Raw genomic sequence first — 21,087 nt, forward strand, 5'->3', positions numbered from 1 at the left:
TTAAAAGAGAAGGGTGTAGTGTTTTATAAGAAGCGTTAGAAGATATTTGTGTTGCCTCATTTAAAGGGGCAGTGTTGCCTCTTTTGCCCATTTTTTATCTTCTTCATTTAAGTAAGGTGCATTCATCTGATAAACGCGCGCATGGTAATCATTGAGCCATTGCCGTTCTTCTTGTGTCAAAAGCTCTGGGAGAATGAGTTTTCGATCAATAGGGCAAAGTGTAAGCGTCTCAAACGAAAGCATTTCTATATCCCCGCCATCAATTTTTTGTGCTGGCTTTACAATTATCAAATTTTCAAGACGGATACCAAAAGCACCTTCGCGATAATATCCTGGTTCGTTTGAAAGAATCATACCGGAGATGAGTTCTTGGCATCCTTTGCGGGAAATATTTTGTGGTCCTTCATGAACAGAAAGATAAGACCCAACACCATGACCGGTGCCATGAGCATAATCAAAACCAGCCTTCCACAATGCAATGCGCGCTAGAATATCAATGTCTTGTCCGCGGGTTCCTTTTGGAAAGTAAGCAGTTGAAAGAGCAATCATACCTTTGAGGACAAGCGTGAAACAGCGTTTTTCTTCTTCTCCAATATTCCCAATTGCTACTGTACGTGTGATATCTGTCGTTCCATCACGATATTGTCCACCTGAATCAACAAGATAAAGTTCACCCGCATTGAGTTGTTTATTTGTTTGTGTTGTTACACGATAATGAATAATGGCGCCATTTTCTCCTGCTGCTGAAATTGTATCAAAAGAAAGATCTTTAAGTTCTTCTCCCATTTCTTTTGCTGTATTTATGCGAAATTCTTCTAATTTTTGAGCAGCAGAAATTTCACTTATTGACCCTGGTATTTGTTTATCTAACCAGGAAAAAAAACGGGTTAGGGCAACACCATCGCGTAGATGCGCTTTGCGTGCGCCATTGAGTTCTGTGTCATTTTTAATGGCACGTGGTAGAGCGGCAGGATCGGTAAGTGTGATGAAAGAGCTCTTTTTTTCTTCAATAACAGTTCGTAATTTTTCGCATGTTAGCTGTGGATCTAAGGCAAACACTGTCCCTTTTTGAACATACTCTTTGATCTTTGGAATAAGCTGTTCTGGTTCATATAATTTTGCATAACGTTCCAGATATTGTTTCTGTTCTACACCAAGTTTTTTGCTGTTAATGAATAAGGCTGGTGTTTCTTGGATGGGAATGAAAGCAAAACAAAGGGAAAAAGGTGTGTTGGAAACATCGTTGCCACGTATATTGAATGTCCATGCAATGGAGGAAGGGTCTGTAAAAATAAAAGCATTTGCATGAGTTTTCTGTATATCTTTGTAAATCAAAGCGAGTTTTTCATCCGTATTGCACCCAGCATATTTGAGAGGGTGAATTGATAGGGCAGCTTGTGGCAATGATGGCTGATCATGCCAAAGCAGATCAATGGGATTGGAGTGAATTGCTACAAGTTTTCCACCTGCTTTCATTTCTAATGCGTTTCTCAATGCATCGGTGGCAGTGATGGTGTGGAGCCATGGATCAAAGCCAATAGAAAGTTTTTGACCATTTTTTTCAAGCCATTGTGAGGGAGGGCAAGTTATGAGATCTTCATAATCAAAAATATTAGGATCAGTTTGTTGGCGAACTTGGAGCTTATATCGCCCGTCTGTAAATATGATGGCTTTGTTTTTTAAAATCAGTGCAATCCCAGCTGATCCAGTAAAGCCGGTTAGCCAGCTAAGGCGTTGAGCATGGGGAGGGACATACTCTCCTTGATGTTCATCGCACCGCGGAACAAGAAAACCATCGAGACCAAGGCGGTCTAGTTCTTTACGAAGAGAGGCAATGCGTTCTAGAGCATGGGCTGGATTTGTTGTTGCCTCAAAAGATTGATACATAACGACGTCCTTTTCTTTTCTTTTATTTCAGATGTATCGTAACCCATCCTTGACGGTGGTATGTTTCAATGTGTTTCAGCCCTTGTTTTACATAAGCCTTTAAAACATCTGCATGTTGTTCTTCAAGAATTCCAGAGAGTATCAGTGATCCACCTTTTTGGAGTGCCTTTACCATTTCTTGTGCAAGTGCGATAAGAGGATTGGCAAGGATATTGGCAACAATAAGATCAAAGGGAGCACGTGAAGCAATTTCATCATGGACAAAATCTGTTGCTGTGACAGCTGTGATATATTTTTTTACGCCATTGAGTTGGATATTGTGTTGTGTAACTTGAATAGCGATTGGATCAATATCAGATGCAAGTATAGCAATAGGTTTGAGCATTGCGATGCCGATGGCGAGTATCCCACTGCCAGTACCGAGATCAAGTGCATTTTGGGGATTTTCGTGTTTCATCACTTTGGCAATCATTTCTAAACAACCAGCTGTTGTTCCATGATGTCCGGTGCCAAAAGCTTGATTCGCTTCAATTTCAATAGGCAAAACATTGGCTGGAATGTCGCCTCTATTATGGCTTCCATGAAGGAAAAAAGGACCGGCTTGCACAGGTTTTAGTCCTTCTAGGCTTTTTTGTACCCAATCAATGTTGGGTAAAACTTCCATATTAATTTTATCAGGATCTATAGAAAGGATTTGGGCAAAACGTTTCGAAATATGCTCGTAGTTTTCTTGGTCTACATAGAGTGAAAGTTCATATATAGCATTTTGTTCATCTATCTCTGTAAGAGCAAGAGGATAACCTTCTTCGTCACAGGCTGTTTCTATAAGGGCGTAGAACCGTTCTGCTTCATTTTTAGAAGCAGTATAATAGAGGCGAATTTGTTGCGACATGCTGTTCTTTCTTTTGATCGGCTTTTTTAGTTTAAGATGAGTTTTTTTAACCGTTCAATGGCGATTTCATCTTTTAATTCGCTATCGCTTTCTTTCGTGTCATAACGGATAACACCAGCTAATTTTCCACCTTTTTTGAGTAAAAAAATTGCTGCTGTATGGTTATATGTATAGTTTCCATCTGTTCCAGGGACTTTTTCAGCAACGATGTTAAAGGAATTGACCATTTTATGAACTTTATCAGGATCTCCACTGATCCCAATGATTTTATTGTTAAAATTACTGAGATATTCATGGAGCACTTCTGGTGTATCACGTTCAGGGTCAACAGTAACAAACCATATGCCTAATTTATCGGCATTGGGTCCAAGGGCTGTAAGCCATCGATCAAGATTCATCAATGTCGTAGGGCAGATTTCAGGACACATAGTGAAGCCGAAAAAGACTATTGAAGGCTTGCTTCGAATATCAGCCTCAGTGATATTTTTTCCATTAGAATCAGTGAGTGTAAAATTATCACCTAAAGGCTTATTTGTCAGCGCATCATAAATAAAAATACCTGCAAGAAATATGATTGTCAGCCCCAAGATGCGTATTACATTTTTCATAGTTTGACTCTCTTAGATAGATCTGGAAATTGTAACATCGGCAGGTTTGTTTTGCAATCTCTGTTTCATGGTTGATTTTATTGGCTTGATTGGTATGTCTTTCCATATCTATTGATAAAACATTGGTGAGGGATGCATGAATATTGAGAACGATCTTCGATTTCATGAAAGTGAGCCTCGTATCCATACGACAGCACGGCTGCATGGTTGTAAATTAGGGCGCTATGTGGAAATTAATGAGCGGGTGATTTTACGGGATGTAACCGTTGGAGATTTTTCTTATTTAGAACGTAATAGTGAGGCTATTTATAGCGATATTGGGCGTTTTTGTTCTATTGCATCTCATGTACGGATGAATGCGTTGGAGCATCCTATGGAGCGCGTTTCAACGCATAAAATAACCTATCGTCCAAACGAATATTTTCGTTATATGGCTCTTGATCGTTCTTTTCGCGAAAGGCGTTGTGCAAAACGTGTTATTATTGGGCATGATGTGTGGATTGGATATGGCGCGGTTATTATGCCTGGGGTGACAGTTGGACATGGAGCAATTATTGGTGCTAACGCTGTTATAACGAAAGATGTTATGCCTTATGCGGTTGTCGCTGGTGTTCCTGCTAAACGCTTGCGGATGCGTTTTCCCAATCATGTCATAGAATGCCTTTTGGAGATGGCTTGGTGGGATTGGTCGCTTGATAAAATTTATGATGCATTGCCTGATATGCAAAATTTACCCATTGAAGTCTTTGTTCGCAAATGGAAAGGATAATCAGAATAAAACAAAATGGTCTCTTGTAAAAACTGATCGTGGTTTGCTTTTAGTTAAGCTTTGTTGACAAAATTATCCAGTACACGCTTTTCTCCGGCTTTTTCAAACATTATTGTCAATTTATGATCGTCTATTGCTGTAATATGACCATAACCAAATTTTATGTGAAAAATCCGATCATTGATAGAAAAATCTGATGATGCATGAGAGATTGATTGAGCGATAATTTTCCCTTCAATCGTCTTGTTTTTTTGTGCATTCTTTTGTCTTGCTGTTGCATAGCCAGTATAACAGGAATCGTGATTTTGAAAGGAAGATTTTCCATAACCACCATAAGATGTTTCCATTGCTATGGCTTCTATATGTTCTGCTGGTAATTCATCTAGAAAGCGGGAGGGAATAGTAGATTGCCAAAGTCCATGAATTCTACGATTAGATACAAACCATATATGCAGGTGTTTTTTTGCTCTTGTGAGTCCAACATAAGCAAGACGCCGTTCTTCTTCTAATCCTGAACGTCCACCTTCATCTAATGAGCGCTGATGGGGAAAAAGTCCTTCTTCCCAGCCAGGAAGAAAAACTGTTTCAAATTCAAGCCCTTTGGCTGAATGAAGTGTCATGATGTTGACTGCATCGGTATTTTCACTGTTTTCAGCATCCATAACGAGTGCAACATGTTCCAAAAAACTTTGAAGATTTTCAAATTGTTCCATGGAACGGATCATTTCTTTAAGATTTTCTAGTCGTGTAGGAGCCTCTGGTGAGCGATCTTCTAACCACATGGTTGTATAACCAGAATCATCAAGGATAATCTCGGCAAGTTCTTTATGGGGAGTGTCTTGAAGCATATTTTGCCAGCGGCGGAAGTTTTCAATAAGGCTTCGTAACGCGCTGCGTGCCTTAGGCTTTAACTCATCTGTTTCAATGATGTCAGCGGCTGCAGAAAAGAGAGGAACAGCACGTGCTCGCGCACTCTCATAAAGAATGCGCAGGGTTGCATCGCCTATGCCGCGTTTCGGTGTATTAATAACACGCTCAAAAGCTAAATCATCAGCAGGTTGGACAACAACGCGTAAATAAGCCATAGCATCTCGTATTTCCATTCGTTCATAAAAACGAGGACCACCAATGACGCGGTAGTTAAGACCAAGCGTTACAAAGCGATCTTCAAATTCACGCATTTGGAATGATGCACGCACCAATATAGCCATATGATTTAATGCATGACCTGTTTGTTGTGCTTGTTCAATTTCTTCTCCGATGGCACGGGCCTCTTCTTGCGAATCCCATGCTGAATGAATTTTTACTTTTTCTTCCTCACTCTTTATTTGTGCAGAAAAAAGGACTTTGCCCAGTCTTTCTTCATTATGAGCAATGAGATGGGAGGCGGTTTTAAGAATATGGGATGTTGAGCGATAATTACGTTCTAGACGAATAATTTTGGCAGAAGGAAAATCTTTTTCAAAACGTAATATATTCTCGACTTTTGCACCACGCCATCCATAAATGGATTGATCATCATCGCCAACACAACAAAGATTAACATGTTGACCTTGGGGATGTTGTGCCAAAAGGCGAAGCCAAAGATATTGTGCTGTATTTGTATCTTGGTATTCATCGACAAGAATATAGCGAAATTGAGAATGGTATTCGCGAAGAATATCTGGATTATGTTGGAAGAGAGAGATAGAATGAAGAAGAAGATCGCCAAAATCACAAGCATTAAGATCTTTTAATCGATTTTGATAACTGTGATAAAGTTCGCGTCCCATGCCGTTGCCAAAGGAATGAGCATCACTTTTTGAGATATGTTCTGGTGAAAGTCCTTGATTTTTCCAAGAATCAATCATCATGGCAAGGTTTCGTGCGGGCCAACGCTTATCGTCTAGTCCTTCAGCTTGAATAAGCTGTTTTAAAAGTCGAAGAACATCATCGCTATCGAGAATTGTAAAGTTTCTTTTTAAACCAACAAGCTCTGCGTGACGGCGTAAAATTTTAGCACCAGTGGAGTGAAAAGTTCCAAGCCAAGGCATACCTTCAACAACTCCTCCAATAAGTTCACCAATACGTATTTTCATTTCACGTGCTGCTTTGTTGGTGAAAGTAACAGCAAGTATTTGCTGAGGAGAGGCAAGCCCAGAGCGTAAAATATGAGAAATACGGGTTGTTAAAACGCGCGTTTTTCCTGTACCAGCACCTGCAAGAACTAAAAGAGGTCCCTCAGTATTCATAACAGCTTGTTGCTGTTCTGGATTGAGTTGTTCTAAATAGTCTGTGTTATATGATTTTTGTTCTTTTAGAGTATGGGAGAAAAAACCAGAGCTCTTCTTATCATGGTCTGGAGGGGAATCTTCTTCAAAGAAAGGTATGTTGTGATCAGAAAAATTACTCATTATATCTCTTTTGTAGTCTTTTTTTCATTGAAGTTCTAGATTAAAAAAACTTCTCTTAAAAAAGTCACAACAGCTTCAGTTGAATAAACAAAAAGAGAACGTAAAAAAATAAGCATAAACATTAAAGGCGTTGGGTGAGAACGCTTTGAAGGGCATAAACGCGTAACGAAGCCGAAAGATTGACTTGTTGTGGTCTTTTGCTATCAATATCAGTGATAATAAAGGCTAAAGATTGTCCTTTTTTGCGGGCTATATCTTTTAGAATATCTAAAAATGGCGGTTCTAAAGAGACGCTTGTTGCATGCCCATCAACGCGAACAGATATTTTTCGTGGAATGACTTTTGACCAATCGATAGAATTATTTTCGTGCATTTTTCCACCTTTATTCGTGGTTTCGTAAACGATTTTGATCAAGAAATTTTTGCGTTTTTAAAGATTTTTGTTGCTCAAAAAATTTTTCAGTTTTTGTTCGTCCAAAACGATAACGATTTTGCTCAGCACGAAGAGATTTTTCTGTACGTTTTTTTTGTTTTCGAAATTGGCGAAGATTAATCAATTCAGTCATGAGAAAAATTATTTTTTCCGAAAAGAATCTAAAGAGACAACATCAGCACTTTGTTTTGTGTCGTTATTTGAAGATTCTTTATTTGTACTGAAATTTTGTTCTTTTGTAAGCGTATTTTCTTTTTTTTGTGTTTTTGATAAGGTAATGGGCGTAGTTGAGGTATTTTCTGAATTTTCACTTTCTCCAGAGGTAAGATTTGAGGGCAGATCAAATGCTGCTTCAAATGCTGCTATAGGATCATAAAAGACCTGAATGGAAGTAAAAGGAATCACGAGCTTTTCGGTTATTTCCCTGAAAGAGAGGGTTACTTCGAAAGCTGTTTCTGAAACACTGAGATCTCTAAACTGATGTTGTAAGACGATTGTCATTTGCTCAGGATAGCGATTTTTTAGCCGAGGAGAAATTTTAACGCCTGGAGCATTCGTCAAAAAAGTTATAAAAAAATGATGATTTCCCGGAAGACCTGCTTTGCTAACTTCCGATAAAACTTTACGGATAACTCCACGAAGCGCATCCTGAACGAGAATATCGTAACGGATTTGATCTTTAACCATCGAAGTTTATTCCTTTTATTTCACGTAGCAGAATGGAGCGTATTGATATTGTGTGATAGAATATATTTTAAAATTAGCAGTATTTTATCTACGATGCACCTCAATAAATCGAATAAAAACGAAACTCTATGGTAAATAATGTCTGATAATGTCTGAAAGATCAATCAATAACATTTAAAAAAGTGAAGGCTTCTGTTGCCAGGTGCCTCCGAACCCCGCTTAAACCTGCGACGGTTTAAGGCTTAGTTTGAAACATTCACACTGCATTAAGCAGCGAGACGTGCTTCCGCATAGTTGTCATTTGCAACTACTCATTTAGTCCGATAACGGTGGTACTATGCCGAGTAAAAGAGCAATCTTTACGCCCTTGTCGATCCTATTTCGCCCCCACCAAAGTATAATTTTTGCTTATTATATTTTGGTGGAGGCGCCGGGTACCGCCCCCGGGTCCAATGAGTTTATTTCATTGTCCATTTATTACCATAGCTGGCAAGCCAGCTCTTTAAATATAGATGAAGAACGCTCTTTAGAAAAGGGGGGGTTGTTAATATTTTAAATCCTCTAATTATTTATGAAGCTGTATAACGCGGTTGTAAAATACAGCCGCTAATTCTTGGAGAGGAGATGGAGCAAAATGACCAATGATCTAGCAGATATTAAATTATATGATAAAAATCCCGATGAGGCTGCAATAGAAAGGCTTCATCATCGCTTAGCTCTAGTGATGAAAAAACAGGATGCATCACTTGTTGCTACATCGGACCCAAAGGAGTTAGAACGCGTTGAAAAATGGGTTCAAGATGTATTAGGGGCGGATGAACAGAGGGCTAAAAGGGCTGTGTCAAAAGTTGCAGAAATGATGTCTGGAGATCGCAGAAAAAGTCGTATGACTTTCTATTATTTGGTAGCCAAACAATTAAACGCACTTGATAAAATTTAAACAATTTTAAAATTCAATTTTTGCTCAATAAAAAAAGCCCAAGTAATTGGGCTTTTTTGTTTAGCATAGAAGGTTTAATCTGTTTCGTCTTCTTGAAGATATCCTCCTTTGCTCATATCCGGTATAAAGAGAGTGGCAATGAATGCAATGATCATTATGCCGATTACGTAAAAATAAAAGAGTGATTCATGTCCCATATTTTTTAATCCAAGTGCTACGTATTCGGCAGAACCACCAAATAATGCATTGCCAATAGCATGAGAGAGACCAACTCCCAGTGCTCGTACTGAAGAGGGAAACATTGCTGATTTTACGACACCAGAGATGGATGTATACATGCTCATAATACAGAGTATTCCAATAATGGCTGATAGCGCAATCCATGGATTATGTGCGTGACCGATTATAAGGAGTCCAGGAATTGTAAAGAGAGTAGAGAGTGCACTCCAAAGGATAAGTAAATTTCTTGTCCCAATTTTATCAGCTAGGATCCCAAATATGGGTTGGAGTAATATGAAAATAAAGAGTGCCGCGGTCATTACAGTTGTAGCGGTATGTTTATCAAAACCGGTAGTTGTGATCAGATATTTCTGCATATAAGTCGTACAGGTGTAAAATGTGAGAGATCCTCCAGAGGCGAAGAGAACAATCACAAAAAATGCTTTTGTATGTTTGCTTAGAAGCTCTTTAAGACTCCCAGTGTGTTTTTGAGAGCGGCTTTCTTTAGTGGTTGTTTCATGAAGTGAACGACGTAGATAAAGTACAACAAATGCTCCCAATCCACCAATGGCAAATGGAATACGCCAGCCCCATGTTCTTAATTGGTCTTCCGTTAGATAAAGTGCCAGAATGAATATAATAAAACTGGCTAAAAGTTGACCAGTAATAAGCGTACCAGATTGGAAAGAAGCGAAGAGACCGCGGTGTTTTTTAAGGGAAATTTCGCTTATGTAAGTTGCAGCTGTACCATATTCACCACCTGCTGAAAGTCCCTGCATCATACGGATTAGGAGAAGAAGAATTGCTGCAGTTCTCCCTAAAGTTTCATAAGTGGGAAGTATGGCAATGAGAAAAGAGCCCCCACACATCATAAGAATAGATATGAGCATCGAGTTTTTGCGTCCATAACGATCAGCAATAAAGCCAAAGAGCCAACTTCCAATTGGGCGCATAAGAAAACCAATAAAGAAGATCCCTGCAGTTTTAAAAAATTGGGTAACAACATCGCCATCTGAAGGGAAAAATTGTGGTGCAAAGTAAATAGACGCAAATGAGTAAACGTAAAAATCATACCATTCTACTAGATTCCCTGATGCGCTAGATATGATAGCGAAGATACGTTTTCTTGTATCATGCTGTACTAAAGTTGTTTCATTTTTCATGAAGTGCTCCCCTTTTAAATTTATAGTTGATATTTTCTAACCATAATTGTTTATGATTTCCAGAAAAATTCAATTGTATAATGATTATTTTTATGAAAACTATTTAAAATAAAATACTTTTGCAATTTTAAACTATTTATCTATAGTATAAATAGTTTTTTAATTAATTTAAATAATAAAAATCGTTTTAATAAATTTATAATTAAATACAATAGTATTCTTGATAAGAATTGAGTAAGTTTTTATTATAAGTAATATACATTTAAGTTCATGGAAATTTGTTAAATATAAATTCTATCAATAGATTTATACATTTTTTTGTAATTTAAATATTTTGTAAAAGACTGTTTTATTCTTTTATTAAATAATTTATTTATAGCATTAACTCTGTTTCTGAGTTGCAAGAGGTATCGTTATGAGGACGTGATATAAAAAGGGTAGAAATGAAAAAATCTTATGGTATTTGGGTTTCTCAATTGAGATACAAAATGATAAACAACCATTATAAATCAATATGTTATGGAAGTAATATCTGTATGTCATAGAAAGCATTCGATGACTTTCCATTATTGAGAGTAAGATAATGAAATGGGTTTCATAAATAAAAATTAAGTTTTTGTGTAAATAATGATAAAAAAGCCCACTTTTGTGGGCTTTTTTATCCAAAAAATAAGTTTAATGAAGTTTATTGTCTTTATCGAGATATCCTCCTTTATCTATATCGGGCATAAGGAGAATAGAGATGAGTGCAATGACCATCATACCAACTATGTAAAAAAAGAAAACAGATTCGTATCCCATATTTTTTAATCCAAGCGCTACATATTCAGCAGAACCGCCAAATAGTGCATTCCCAATGGCAAAAGCAAATCCAACACCAATTGCGCGGATTGAGGCTGGGAACAATTCTGCTTTTATGATACCAGCAATGGACGTATAAAAACTCATAACACAGAGTATTCCAATGATAATTAAGAGTGCTGACCATGCATTATGGGCATTCCCAATCATTTTAAGTACAGGAATGGTGCAGATAATGGATAAGGTACTCCAACTAATGAGTGAAGCTCTTGCTCCAATTTTATCGGCTATGGAACCCAAAATGGGTTGGAGTAGCACAAAAATAAAGAGGGCGGCAGTCATTATCGTTGTTGCGGTTTGTCTATCAAAGCCCGTGGTTGTGATCAGATATTTTTGCATATAAGTGGTGTATGTATAAAATGTGAGTGATCCACCAGCTGTAAAGCCAACAACCAAAAAGAAAGCTTTTTTATGATTGCGAAAAAGTTCTCTAAGACTACCGGCATGTTGTTCAGAGCGGCTTTTGTGGGTTGTTGTTTCATGGAGCAAACTACGCAGATAAATTGCAACAATTGCTCCAAAGCCACCAATGACAAAAGGAATACGCCATCCCCACGCTTTTAACTGATCTTCGGTAAGGTAAAGGGATAAAATAAATATTATAAAACTTGCGAGAAGTTGACCTGTGATTGTTGTTGCATATTGAAAAGAAGCAAAGAGCCCACGACGATTTTTGGGTGCAACTTCGCTCATATAAGTTGCTGCTGTACCATATTCACCGCCAACGGAAAGTCCTTGAAACATGCGGACTAAAAGGAGGAGAAATGCTGCTGTTATTCCCAAGGTTTTATAAGTAGGAAGTATGGCAATGAGAAAAGAGCCACCACACATCATAAAAACAGAAATAAGCATTGAGCGTTTACGTCCATAACGATCCGCAATGAATCCAAAGAGCCATGCTCCAATTGGACGCATAAGAAAGCCAAGAAAAAAGATTCCTGCAGTTTTTAACAGTTGTGTAACGATATCTTCATCTTCAGGAAAAAATTGTGATGCAAAATAAACCGATGCAAAGGAGTAAGCATAAAAGTCGTACCATTCTACCAGATTTCCTGATGCACTGGATATGATAGCAAAAATACGTTTCCTTGTATCATGTGGATCTAAAGTTGTTTGATTATTCATGAAGTATTCCCCTTTTAGATCTATAACTTTTCTTCTCTTTGAAGTTGTTTACAGTTTAAGCCATAAAAATTCAATTATATTGCGATGTTTCTTAAAAAAAAGGGGGGTGGAAACAGCTTATTTTCATGATGTTTGCAGTTTTTATTTTTGTCATAGAACAAAACGGTGCTCATATTTATAGGAAGGTATGTTTTGATTTTTTACTGTATCTTTAACGGTGTCATTGATCATTCAGATCAGAAAGGGGTGTTGAGAGAGGATTAATTGGTGATAATAGATGCGGTTTAATTTCTATTATTAGACAAATAAGGAAGCGATGTTTTGCTTATTTTTGATAAAGAAAAGAGGACCTTAATTAAAACAGGTCTGATGTTTTTAAAGCTAAGTATACTGGATTTATTGGGATCATGAAAAATATACGGTCGTGACGTGGGATAATTTATTCATCATGATTCATATCAAAGAAGAGGGGATCGCTCCTTTATGATACGAGAGATGCTTATGATATGAAAGGCGAGTCTACAATAGATTGTAAATATTGATTTTACAGTATTATCATAATCAAGAAGCCCGAAAAATCGGGATTCTTGATTTAGTTTAGAAAATTTAATGGATACTATCACCTTGAAGATAGCCCTCTTTTCGAGCATCGGGCATTAAGAGAACAGAAATGAATGCAATAATCATCATGCCAGTTATATAAAAATAGAAGACAGATTCATATCCAAGATCTTTTAATCCAAGCGCGACATATTCAGCAGAACCGCCAAACAGTGCGTTGGCAATAGCATAAGAGAGTCCAACTCCTATTGCTCGTACTGAAGCGGGAAACATTTCTGATTTTACAATGCCAGAGATGGACGTGTAAAAGCTCATAATGCAGAGCATTCCAATAATAACTGATAAAGCAATCCATGTACTATCAGTATTACCAATCACATTAAGTCCAGGAATGGTAAAGATAATAGATAAGACACTCCAAATAAGGAGTGAAGTTCTTGTTCCAATTTTATCAGCCATAAAACCAAATGCAGGTTGAAGTAACATGAAAACAAAGAGTGCAGCAGTCATCACAGTTGTGGCTGTATGTTTATCAAAGCCGGTGGTTGTAATCAGATATTTCTGCATGTAAGTCGTATAGGTGTAGAATGTGAGCGATCCTCCAGCGGTAAAGCCGATAACTAGAAAAAAAGCTTTTCGGTGGTTGGTTAGAAGTCCCCTAATACTACCAGCTTGTGCACTAGAGCGACTTTCTTTGGTCGTTGTCTCATGGAGCGTGCGGCGTAGATAAATCGCAACAATCGCTCCTAGTCCACCAATGGCAAATGGAATACGCCAACCCCATGCTTTTAGCTGATCTTCGGTGAGGTAAAGCGCTAGAATGAATATAACAAGACTGGCTAGAAGTTGACCACCAATCAGTGTGGTGTATTGGAAAGAGCTAAAAAATCCTCGGCGATTTTTGAGGGCGATTTCGCTCATATAAGTTGCTGTTGTACCATATTCACCACCGACAGAAAGCCCTTGAAGCATTCTGAGTAAAAGTAAAAGAATTCCTGCTGCTACTCCAATGGTTTCGTAGGTAGGAAGTAGGGCGATTAAGAACGAACCACCACACATCATAAAAACAGAGATAAGCATTGAGCGTTTGCGTCCGTAACGATCGGCAATGAAGCCAAAAAGCCATCCACCGATTGGGCGCATAAGAAACCCAATAGCAAAGACACCAGCAGCCATTAAAAGTTGTGTAACGACATTGCCGTCTGAGGGAAAAAATTGTGATGCAAAGTAAATGGACGTAAAGGAATAAACATAAAAGTCATACCATTCTACTAGATTACCTGATGCACTGGACACGATAGCCCAGATACGTTTTCTTGTATCATGTGGTGCTAAAGTTGGTTCATTCTCCATAAATTTATCCCTTTTATGATCATACCTAACTTGTTTCTTTTAAAATTTATTTACGATTTGATTCATCAAAATGCAATCGTATAATAATGATTTCCTATAAAAGATGTTTGGGAGGAGGATTTTTTTGAATTGTATTTTTATAAATTTTGAAGTTTCTATTTCCTGTAACGTTAAGAATCAACCATAATATTTATATGAAAATCTATCTTGATCTTTTATCGCATGTTTTAAATAACGGCATTGATCGTACAGATCGAACCGGTGTGGGGACACGATCAATTTTTGGGTATCAAATGCGGTTTGATTTGCAGGCTGGCTTTCCTCTGTTAACAACGAAGAAATTGCATTTGCGCTCGATCATTTATGAGCTTTTGTGGTTTTTGAGAGGTGATACAAATATTGCATGGTTGAAGGAACATGGTGTATCAATTTGGGATGAGTGGGCTGATGAGAAAGGGAATCTTGGTCCTATTTATGGTTATCAGTGGCGCTCTTGGCCTGCTCCCGATGGACGGCATATTGATCAAATCAGTCATCTTTTGGCGATGATTAAAGCAACGCCTGATTCTCGTCGCTTAATTGTATCTGCTTGGAACCCCGCACTGATAGAGGAGATGGCTTTGCCTCCTTGTCATTGTTTTTTTCAATTTTATGTTGCTGATGGGAAGCTATCCTGTCAGCTTTATCAGCGTTCAGCAGATATTTTCTTAGGTGTTCCGTTTAATATTGCTTCCTATGCGTTGTTGACGATGATGATTGCCCAAGTAAGCGGACTTAAAGCAGGAGACTTTATTCATACTCTGGGAGATGCCCATCTTTATTCTAATCATTTTGAACAGGCAAAATATCAATTGTCTCGTATACCAAATGCTTTGCCATGTATGCACATAAATTCAGCGGTAACAGATCTTTTTTCTTTTCAATTTGAGGATTTTGAGTTGCTTAATTATGAAGCGCAGCCACATATCAAGGCACCGGTAGCAATATGACGATTTCCATTTGTTTAATTGCTGCTGTTGCAGAAAATGGGGTTATCGGTCGTGAAGGTGCGATGCCTTGGCATTTATCCACGGATTTGCAACGCTTTAAGGCTTTGACTTTTGGTAGCCCCATTATTATGGGGCGAAAAACTTGGGATTCTCTTGGGCGTCCTTTACCAGGGCGTACAAATATCGTCATTACGCGTGATTGTACCTTTGGTGCAGAAGGGGCTGTTGTTGTCCACTCTTTATCGCAAGCTTGTTCCATCGCAAAAAGTGTGGCTTCTCAAAATGGTGCAGATGCAGTTTTTATTATTGGGGGTGGTGAAATTTTTCAACAAGGGTTGCACATGGCTGATAAAATATTTCTTACAGAAGTTTTAGCTTCTATAGAAGGTGATAGTTTTTTTCCTGTTTTTGACAAAGAAAAGTGGACTACTGTAGAAACACAAGATATTCCAAAAGGAGAAAAAGATAGTCATCCGACACGTTTTGTGGTTTATGAACGAAAATAATCATAAGTAAAAAGAACCTGTCAGTTGTATTGTAATGAGATAAGAGAATCCCTATAAGATCCAAGTGAATGGTTGGTATTTGAATGAATGGTAGTCAGTTAAAGAGGTGATAATGCCCTGGACAAATCAAAATGGTGGTGGCCCGTGGAGTGGCGATAAAAACAAGAACAGTGGTGACAAAAAAACATCGGCTAAGAATCTTTTTGGTTCTGGTGGCAATAATGGTGGCGAAAATGGTCCCAATCTTGATGATATTTTACGTAAAGGGAAGGATCAGTTTAAACAATTTAGTAGAGGGGGGATTGTTGTTTTGTTCCTTCTACTTGCTGTGTGTTTTTTGCTCTATCAATCACTTTATATTGTCCAACAAAATGAGCAAGCAGTGGAATTGCGCTTTGGTGTGCCTAAGGCGGGAATTATCGGTGATGGATTGCATTTTCACTTTTGGCCAATTGAGACCTATATGAAAGTGCCTTTAACTGAAAAAACAATTGCAATTGGTGGACAGACTGGACAGAGACAACAAAGTGAAGGTTTGATGCTGTCTAGTGATCAAAATATTGTTAATGTCAATTTTTCTGTTTACTATCGCATTTCACATCCAGGACAATTTTTATTCAATGTGAATGATCAAGAAGGGACAGTTCGTCAGGTTGCTGAAAGTGCAATGCGCGAGGTTATTGGTTCCAGACCTGTTGATGATGTTTTACGCGATAAAAAAGAGGAAGTTGCTAACGATGTGCGAAAGATTATCCAGTTGACTGTAGATAAATATCAACTCGGTGTCGAAATAAGTCGTGTGTCTATCAGTGAAGCTGCTCCTCCGACAAAGGTTGCTGCTGCGTTTAATTCTGTTCAACAAGCGGAGCAGGAACGTGGAAGAATGATTGAAGAAGGAAATCGTGTGCGTTTTAAGAAGATTGGTTTAGCAAATGGTGAAGCTTCACGTACAAGGGAAATCGCAAAAGGTGAAAAAGCACAAATGGTTGAAGAGGCACGCGGGCGTGCTGAACGTTTTCAAGCCATAGCCCGTGAGTCGGCAATATCACCAGAGGCTGCGCGTTATCGTCTTTATATGGAAACGATGGGGCGTATTTTCTCTTCACCAAATAAATTGGTTCTTGATCAAATTAATTCTCCAGCGGTGCCTTATCTTCCTTTGAACGAATTGCTGCGTAACAATTTATCAGAAAAAGCAAAAGCGAAATCAGCACGTTCGACATCGCTCTTGGATGCTCATATTTCTGGAGGACGCTAATAATGCAGCAGTCTCGTTTTTTGTTTATTTTTAGTACCATAATGTTTCTTTTGATCATTTTGTGGATGTCACTTTTTATTGTCTATCCTCGTCAACAAGTGGCAATTAAGCGTTTTGGTCAAATCGTTAAGGTCGAATCTAATCCTGGAATTTATTCGAAAATGCCCTTTGTGGATAAGATGATTGTGGTGGATAATCGTTTGTTGCGTTATGATGTTCCTACGCAATCGGTACAAGTTCGTGGGGGTGCTTATTACGAAGTGGATGCGTTCTTTATTTATCGTATTACGGATCCTAAATTGTTTTTACAGCGTATTGCTTCAGGGCGTCCGCAAATTGCGGCACGTGAAAATCTTGCACCACGGTTTATTGACGCTTTGCGTGCTGTTTATGGTAAGCGAGAATTTAAAGCTGCCTTATCGGATGAACGAGGCGCAATGATGGCTGAGGTGCAACGGCAATTTTCTATAGATGCAGGTTCGCTGGGTATTACGATTGTTGATGTGCGTATTCGAAAAACCGATTTAACGGATGCTGTTTCAGAAGATGTTTATCGACAAATGGCTGCTGAACGGGAGGCTGTTGCGGAAAATATCCGGGCTCGTGGTCAACAAGAACGAGATCGTATTGTGGCAGAAGCAAATCGTGAATATGAGGAAATTGTGGCAGCCGCAAAGCGTGATGCTGAAATTACTCGCGGTGAAGGACAAGCCGAAAGTATTCGCATTTTATTAAATGCGCGGGAAGCTAATCCATCTTTTTACGATTTTTGGTTAGCGATGGAACAGTATAAGAATTTAGAAAGAGTTTCGATGGTTATTTCACCAAATGAGGATTTCTTTTTTTATTTTCAAAATCCCCTGCAAGTAAAGAAAAAGCTTTCATCAACAATGAGTCCTAGTTTGAGCAAAACTGATTCAAAGTCTGGTGGAGAATAGATATATACTATTTCATATGAGAAGTATGCTCTATAGCTGCTTTTTTATGATGAATGTAAATGTAAGAGAATGTTAAGCCATACTGATTTTGTATAATAAATTGAGTAAGGCTCTTTGCAGCTTTGGTTAAAGGCATGTCATGGATAGAAGTATCGTGAGTAGAAATACGTTTTTGAAGTCTTTTATCACAAGAGTTGTTTTGTGTGTGATTTTGTTTTTATCAGAATCAGTGAATTTGTCTTGGGGCGCAGAGACAAACAAGACATTGCTTTCTGTTCCTGATTTAGCTTCTGAGCTTTTGGAGACGGTTGTGAATATTTCTACGGCACAGACTGTTGAAGGAACCGAACAGGATGAACATACTTCGGTACCCGTTATTCCCAAAGATTCATTGCTGGAGGAATATTTTAATGACTTTTTTACACCCAAAGATGGTCAAAAAAATAGTCAATTTCAAAAGGTGCGTTCTTTGGGGTCTGGTTTTGTGATTGATGCACAAAAAGGGATTATTGTTACAAATTATCATGTTATTGCTGATGCTGATGATATTGAAGTTAATTTTACGGATGGTACAAAACTCAAGGCGAAGCTTCTTGGCAAGGATAGCAAAACTGATTTGGCACTACTTCAAGTGGATGCGGGACGTAAAAAATTAAAAGCTGTGCGTTTTGGCGACTCAGAAAAAGCACGTATTGGTGATTGGGTTATGGCTATTGGTAATCCTTATGGTTTTGGTGGAAGTGTAACGGTTGGTATTATTTCTGCACGTAACCGTGATCTTAATGCTGGTCCCTATGATAATTTTATTCAAACAGATGCAGCAATTAATCGGGGCAATTCTGGTGGTCCGTTATTTGATAGAAATGGTGAAGTCATTGGCATTAATACAGCAATTGTTTCACCTTCTGGAGGATCTATCGGTATTGGGTTTGCTATTCCATCGGATATGGCCCTTTCTGTTATTAATCAATTGCGTGATTTTGGAGAAATAAGGCGTGGTTGGTTGGCTATCCGTATTCAGCCGGTAACAGAGGATATTGCAAAAAGTTTAAAATTGGACAATGCTGTAGGAGCATTGGTGGCTGGTAAAATAGAACAGACAGAAGAAAATAATGTAGATAATAGCCAGTTACAAACTGGAGATGTTATTCTTTCCTTTGGTAATTTCAAAATTAAGCATGCACGTGATTTGCCGCGTTTAGTTGCAGAAAGTTCAGAAGGAAAAGTGGTGGATGTTACTGTTTTACGGAATGGGCAAGAAAAAACAGTAAAAGTTAAGCTTGGACGTTTGATTGAAACAGATGCAAATGAAGATATAGAAGAAGAAGTTGATGATAAAAAAGACAATAATCTGTCCAAAAGCGTGACAATGCAATTTATGGGAATGACGCTATCTGAATTGACAGAGGATTTGCGTCATCGTTATTCAATTTCAGATAAACTTCGAGGACTAGTGATAACATTTGTTGCACAAAATAGCGCAGCGGATAAAAAGCGTATTCGCGTTGGTGAAGTCATTATTGATATCAATCAGAGTGCTATCACAACAATCGATGAAGCTAAAAAACGTATTCATAAATTACGTGAAGCCGGACGCAAAAATGCTCTATTCATCGTAGCGCGCCCAGATGGAGAGTTACGGTTCGTAACGCTTCTAATGGATTGATACCCCAATAAATTGAGGCTTAAAAATTAATTTTTTGTTTTTTATCAGCCTTAGTATATGGGATACTTTGTAGCTCAGCTATGTGATGTCCAATATTTCTCAAGTTCATTTTACGACAAAGAGCATGGATTGTATAACATAAAATCCGTTGGGCAGCTCTATTTTTGCATTAAATAAAAGTATAGGTTGGTACCATAATAGATTTGCTAGTTCTCAATATTGCAACAGCCTAGGCTTTGAAGTGCTGCATAAGAGATCACTGTCTTGTGTTTAAGTCAATTTTTATTTCTGCTTTTGATGCACAAGTGAATGGTATTGATATGGCACTCTATGAGAAGGATAAAAATGAGAAAATCTTATGATATTGGGAGCTCTTATTCAGGTTGCAAAACGCTCAATTATTATAAATAAAGGGTGCAATTATTATTATAAATAATGTTTTATCTAGTGAGACTTTTAGCACTTTGTGATTGTGCTTTGTGTGCTATAGAGAGCGTTTTTTTCACTTCAGTTTGAAAAAAATTATCCTAGAGAAAAATCATATCAGACTAAATTCGTTATATATATTTATACCTTTCTTGGTGATGGATGAAAAAATAGTTATAAAAAAGAGAGCGTGAAGGAGACAATTTCTGAATCTCTTATTATAAATCAGAGTAGCATGCTGTTTTTATAGGAAAAAATAAAGCTGTTTGATTGTATAGGTTAAGCTCAGTATTATTTTCATAAATGATGACAAAGAATATGTTTATTTTTAATGGACTAACGGACAGGATGATTATGGCTGTAGTTTATTATTGAATTATGATAGCAGAAATGCTTGGAAATTCCTTTGGTGTCGTTATTAAGTCCATTTTTTCTTTTTTTTATAAGTTTCATAGGGGGCTCTGGGGGGGCTGTGTGTTGCAATAAGTTATTGATTGGGAGAAATTGTTATTCATGACACAGAGAACAGTTACATTAATAGCGGGACCAACGGCAAGCGGGAAGTCAGAACTTGCCTTACAAATGGCTCAAGAAAAAAATGCTCTCATTATTAACACTGATTCAATGCAGGTTTATGATGTTTTAAATATTTTAACGGCACGGCCTACGGAGGCTGATACTGCGATTGTTCCGCATTATCTTTATGGTCATGTGAGTCCTACTTTGAATTATTCAGTAAGGCAATGGTTGTGTGATGTCGAGAAGCTATTGGCTACTTTTTCTTTAAGATCAGTTATTTTTGTTGGTGGAACAGGACTTTATTTTCGTGCTCTTTTAGAGGGGATTTCGGAAATCCCTCATGTTCCGGATGTTGTGCGGCAGAAGTGGCGACTTCGGCTTGATAAAGAGGGACCTGAAAGTCTTTATCGCCAGTTGTTGCAGATTGATGCTGTTGTTGCTGAAAAAATTTCTTCGCACGATAGACAGCGTATTGTCCGTGCTTTGGAAGTTTATGATGCAACCGGTAAGACGCTCAGTTGGTGGCAAAAACAAAAAACAATACCTCTCATTGTGCCGAATTTCACCGAAAAAATTCTTCTCATGCCACCACGTCCTCTGCTTTATGAACGTATTCATAAACGCTTGGATTCTATGATTGAAAGAGGAGCTTTAGAAGAGGTGATGATCATGAAGAATCTTATGCTTTCACCTTCATTACCTGCAATGAAGGCTATTGGTATACCTGAATTTATGGCTTATTTGGATGGATATAGAAGCTTTGAAAATGCTCTTGAAGCGGTGAAAACACAAACGAGGAGATATGCAAAAAGACAAATGACATGGTTTCGTAATCAATTTGATGAAGAATGGATGCTTACTTTTTGATAAAAGAGCTAGAGCTTTGCAAAGAAA

At 38.0% G+C, this 21,087-nt stretch carries 18 protein-coding genes and 1 other RNA gene; 8 read left to right on the forward strand and 11 right to left on the reverse strand.

Annotation, left to right across the window (positions count from 1 at the left end):
- Positions 1-60: 60 nt before the first annotated feature.
- The 3 genes from ACFIKR_RS04565 to ACFIKR_RS04575 are packed head-to-tail and all read right to left on the reverse strand — an operon-like array spanning position 61 to position 3,387.
- Positions 61-1,887, reverse strand: coding sequence for an aminopeptidase P family protein (locus tag ACFIKR_RS04565; RefSeq protein ID WP_375659011.1), 1,827 nt, complete (start codon positions 1,885-1,887; stop codon positions 61-63).
- Between the two features lie 22 nt (positions 1,888-1,909).
- Positions 1,910-2,779 (reverse strand): 50S ribosomal protein L11 methyltransferase, encoded by an 870-nt coding sequence (locus ACFIKR_RS04570; protein ID WP_375659012.1) that lies wholly within the window; start codon positions 2,777-2,779, stop codon positions 1,910-1,912.
- 26 nt (positions 2,780-2,805) lie between these two features.
- Positions 2,806-3,387 carry an SCO family protein gene (locus ACFIKR_RS04575; protein ID WP_375628977.1) on the reverse strand — a complete coding sequence of 194 codons (582 nt, stop codon included), beginning with the start codon at positions 3,385-3,387 and terminating at the stop codon, positions 2,806-2,808.
- Between the two features lie 136 nt (positions 3,388-3,523).
- On the opposite strand from ACFIKR_RS04575, the gene ACFIKR_RS04580 reads away from it, so the two are divergent.
- Positions 3,524-4,156 carry a DapH/DapD/GlmU-related protein gene (locus ACFIKR_RS04580; RefSeq protein WP_375659013.1) on the forward strand — a complete coding sequence of 211 codons (633 nt, stop codon included), beginning with the start codon at positions 3,524-3,526 and terminating at the stop codon, positions 4,154-4,156.
- 53 nt (positions 4,157-4,209) lie between these two features.
- Here the strand turns inward: ACFIKR_RS04580 and ACFIKR_RS04585 are convergent, their stop codons facing one another.
- From ACFIKR_RS04585 to ssrA, 5 genes are all read right to left on the reverse strand, one after another.
- Positions 4,210-6,549, reverse strand: a complete 2,340-nt coding sequence (locus ACFIKR_RS04585) for an ATP-dependent helicase (RefSeq protein ID WP_375659014.1) — start codon at positions 6,547-6,549, stop codon at positions 4,210-4,212.
- 121 nt (positions 6,550-6,670) lie between these two features.
- Positions 6,671-6,922, reverse strand: coding sequence for a ribbon-helix-helix domain-containing protein (locus ACFIKR_RS04590; RefSeq protein ID WP_273788067.1), 252 nt, complete (start codon positions 6,920-6,922; stop codon positions 6,671-6,673).
- Positions 6,923-6,932: 10 nt separating this feature from the next.
- Positions 6,933-7,115: a DUF4169 family protein gene (locus ACFIKR_RS04595; protein ID WP_375659015.1), complete on the reverse strand. Its 183-nt coding sequence runs from the start codon at positions 7,113-7,115 to the stop codon at positions 6,933-6,935.
- 8 nt (positions 7,116-7,123) lie between these two features.
- The gene (locus ACFIKR_RS04600; RefSeq protein ID WP_375659016.1) at positions 7,124-7,669 is read right to left on the reverse strand and encodes an SspB family protein; all 546 of its coding nucleotides are present in this window, start codon (positions 7,667-7,669) and stop codon (positions 7,124-7,126) included.
- A 181-nt stretch (positions 7,670-7,850) separates the two neighbouring features.
- Positions 7,851-8,207: a transfer-messenger RNA gene (ssrA, locus tag ACFIKR_RS04605) on the reverse strand.
- A gap of 96 nt (positions 8,208-8,303) precedes the next feature.
- Here ssrA and ACFIKR_RS04610 point away from each other — a divergent pair.
- Entirely contained in the window at positions 8,304-8,609 is a 306-nt protein-coding gene (locus ACFIKR_RS04610) for a DUF2853 family protein (protein ID WP_375659017.1), read from the forward strand.
- 74 nt (positions 8,610-8,683) lie between these two features.
- Here ACFIKR_RS04610 and ACFIKR_RS04615 read toward each other — a convergent pair whose 3' ends face one another.
- The 3 genes from ACFIKR_RS04615 to ACFIKR_RS04625 form a co-directional block, all read right to left on the reverse strand.
- Entirely contained in the window at positions 8,684-9,991 is a 1,308-nt protein-coding gene (locus ACFIKR_RS04615; RefSeq protein ID WP_375659018.1) for an MFS family transporter, read from the reverse strand.
- Positions 9,992-10,666: 675 nt separating this feature from the next.
- A complete protein-coding gene (locus ACFIKR_RS04620) occupies positions 10,667-11,977 on the reverse strand; it encodes an MFS family transporter (protein ID WP_375659019.1) in 1,311 nt (436 codons plus the stop codon).
- Positions 11,978-12,583: 606 nt separating this feature from the next.
- Entirely contained in the window at positions 12,584-13,891 is a 1,308-nt protein-coding gene (locus ACFIKR_RS04625) for an MFS family transporter (RefSeq protein ID WP_375659020.1), read from the reverse strand.
- 194 nt (positions 13,892-14,085) lie between these two features.
- Between ACFIKR_RS04625 and ACFIKR_RS04630 the strand changes: the two genes are divergently transcribed.
- The 6 genes from ACFIKR_RS04630 to miaA all read left to right on the forward strand — a co-directional run bounded on the left by ACFIKR_RS04630 (position 14,086) and on the right by miaA (position 21,060).
- Complete coding sequence (locus ACFIKR_RS04630; protein ID WP_375659021.1) at positions 14,086-14,880, forward strand: thymidylate synthase; 795 nt, start codon at positions 14,086-14,088, stop codon at positions 14,878-14,880.
- Positions 14,877-15,386: a dihydrofolate reductase gene (locus tag ACFIKR_RS04635; protein ID WP_375659022.1), complete on the forward strand. Its 510-nt coding sequence runs from the start codon at positions 14,877-14,879 to the stop codon at positions 15,384-15,386. Before ACFIKR_RS04630 ends, ACFIKR_RS04635 begins: the two co-directional genes overlap by 4 nt.
- Before the next feature lie 112 nt (positions 15,387-15,498).
- Entirely contained in the window at positions 15,499-16,644 is a 1,146-nt protein-coding gene (gene hflK, locus ACFIKR_RS04640) for an FtsH protease activity modulator HflK (RefSeq protein ID WP_375659023.1), read from the forward strand.
- 2 nt (positions 16,645-16,646) lie between these two features.
- Positions 16,647-17,582, forward strand: a complete 936-nt coding sequence (gene hflC, locus ACFIKR_RS04645) for a protease modulator HflC (protein ID WP_375636182.1) — start codon at positions 16,647-16,649, stop codon at positions 17,580-17,582.
- Between the two features lie 139 nt (positions 17,583-17,721).
- The gene (locus ACFIKR_RS04650) at positions 17,722-19,248 is read left to right on the forward strand and encodes a Do family serine endopeptidase (RefSeq protein ID WP_375659024.1); all 1,527 of its coding nucleotides are present in this window, start codon (positions 17,722-17,724) and stop codon (positions 19,246-19,248) included.
- 939 nt (positions 19,249-20,187) lie between these two features.
- On the forward strand, positions 20,188-21,060 hold the full coding sequence (miaA, locus tag ACFIKR_RS04655) for a tRNA (adenosine(37)-N6)-dimethylallyltransferase MiaA (RefSeq protein WP_375659025.1): 873 nt from the start codon (positions 20,188-20,190) through the stop codon (positions 21,058-21,060).
- Positions 21,061-21,087: the final 27 nt, after the last annotated feature.

The organism is Bartonella sp. MR30HLJHH, assembly GCF_042194195.1.
Lineage (GTDB): Bacteria > Pseudomonadota > Alphaproteobacteria > Rhizobiales > Rhizobiaceae > Bartonella > Bartonella grahamii.

Coding starts and splice junctions, on each gene's coding strand:
- ACFIKR_RS04565 (WP_375659011.1), bottom strand. CDS start 1,887: ATGTATCAATCTTTTGAGGCAACAACAAATCCAGCCCATGCTCTAGAA.
- ACFIKR_RS04570 (WP_375659012.1), bottom strand. CDS start 2,779: ATGTCGCAACAAATTCGCCTCTATTATACTGCTTCTAAAAATGAAGCA.
- ACFIKR_RS04575 (WP_375628977.1), bottom strand. CDS start 3,387: ATGAAAAATGTAATACGCATCTTGGGGCTGACAATCATATTTCTTGCA.
- ACFIKR_RS04580 (WP_375659013.1), top strand. CDS start 3,524: ATGAATATTGAGAACGATCTTCGATTTCATGAAAGTGAGCCTCGTATC.
- ACFIKR_RS04585 (WP_375659014.1), bottom strand. CDS start 6,549: ATGAGTAATTTTTCTGATCACAACATACCTTTCTTTGAAGAAGATTCC.
- ACFIKR_RS04590 (WP_273788067.1), bottom strand. CDS start 6,922: ATGCACGAAAATAATTCTATCGATTGGTCAAAAGTCATTCCACGAAAA.
- ACFIKR_RS04595 (WP_375659015.1), bottom strand. CDS start 7,115: ATGACTGAATTGATTAATCTTCGCCAATTTCGAAAACAAAAAAAACGT.
- ACFIKR_RS04600 (WP_375659016.1), bottom strand. CDS start 7,669: ATGGTTAAAGATCAAATCCGTTACGATATTCTCGTTCAGGATGCGCTT.
- ACFIKR_RS04610 (WP_375659017.1), top strand. CDS start 8,304: ATGACCAATGATCTAGCAGATATTAAATTATATGATAAAAATCCCGAT.
- ACFIKR_RS04615 (WP_375659018.1), bottom strand. CDS start 9,991: ATGAAAAATGAAACAACTTTAGTACAGCATGATACAAGAAAACGTATC.
- ACFIKR_RS04620 (WP_375659019.1), bottom strand. CDS start 11,977: ATGAATAATCAAACAACTTTAGATCCACATGATACAAGGAAACGTATT.
- ACFIKR_RS04625 (WP_375659020.1), bottom strand. CDS start 13,891: ATGGAGAATGAACCAACTTTAGCACCACATGATACAAGAAAACGTATC.
- ACFIKR_RS04630 (WP_375659021.1), top strand. CDS start 14,086: ATGAAAATCTATCTTGATCTTTTATCGCATGTTTTAAATAACGGCATT.
- ACFIKR_RS04635 (WP_375659022.1), top strand. CDS start 14,877: ATGACGATTTCCATTTGTTTAATTGCTGCTGTTGCAGAAAATGGGGTT.
- hflK (WP_375659023.1), top strand. CDS start 15,499: ATGCCCTGGACAAATCAAAATGGTGGTGGCCCGTGGAGTGGCGATAAA.
- hflC (WP_375636182.1), top strand. CDS start 16,647: ATGCAGCAGTCTCGTTTTTTGTTTATTTTTAGTACCATAATGTTTCTT.
- ACFIKR_RS04650 (WP_375659024.1), top strand. CDS start 17,722: ATGGATAGAAGTATCGTGAGTAGAAATACGTTTTTGAAGTCTTTTATC.
- miaA (WP_375659025.1), top strand. CDS start 20,188: ATGACACAGAGAACAGTTACATTAATAGCGGGACCAACGGCAAGCGGG.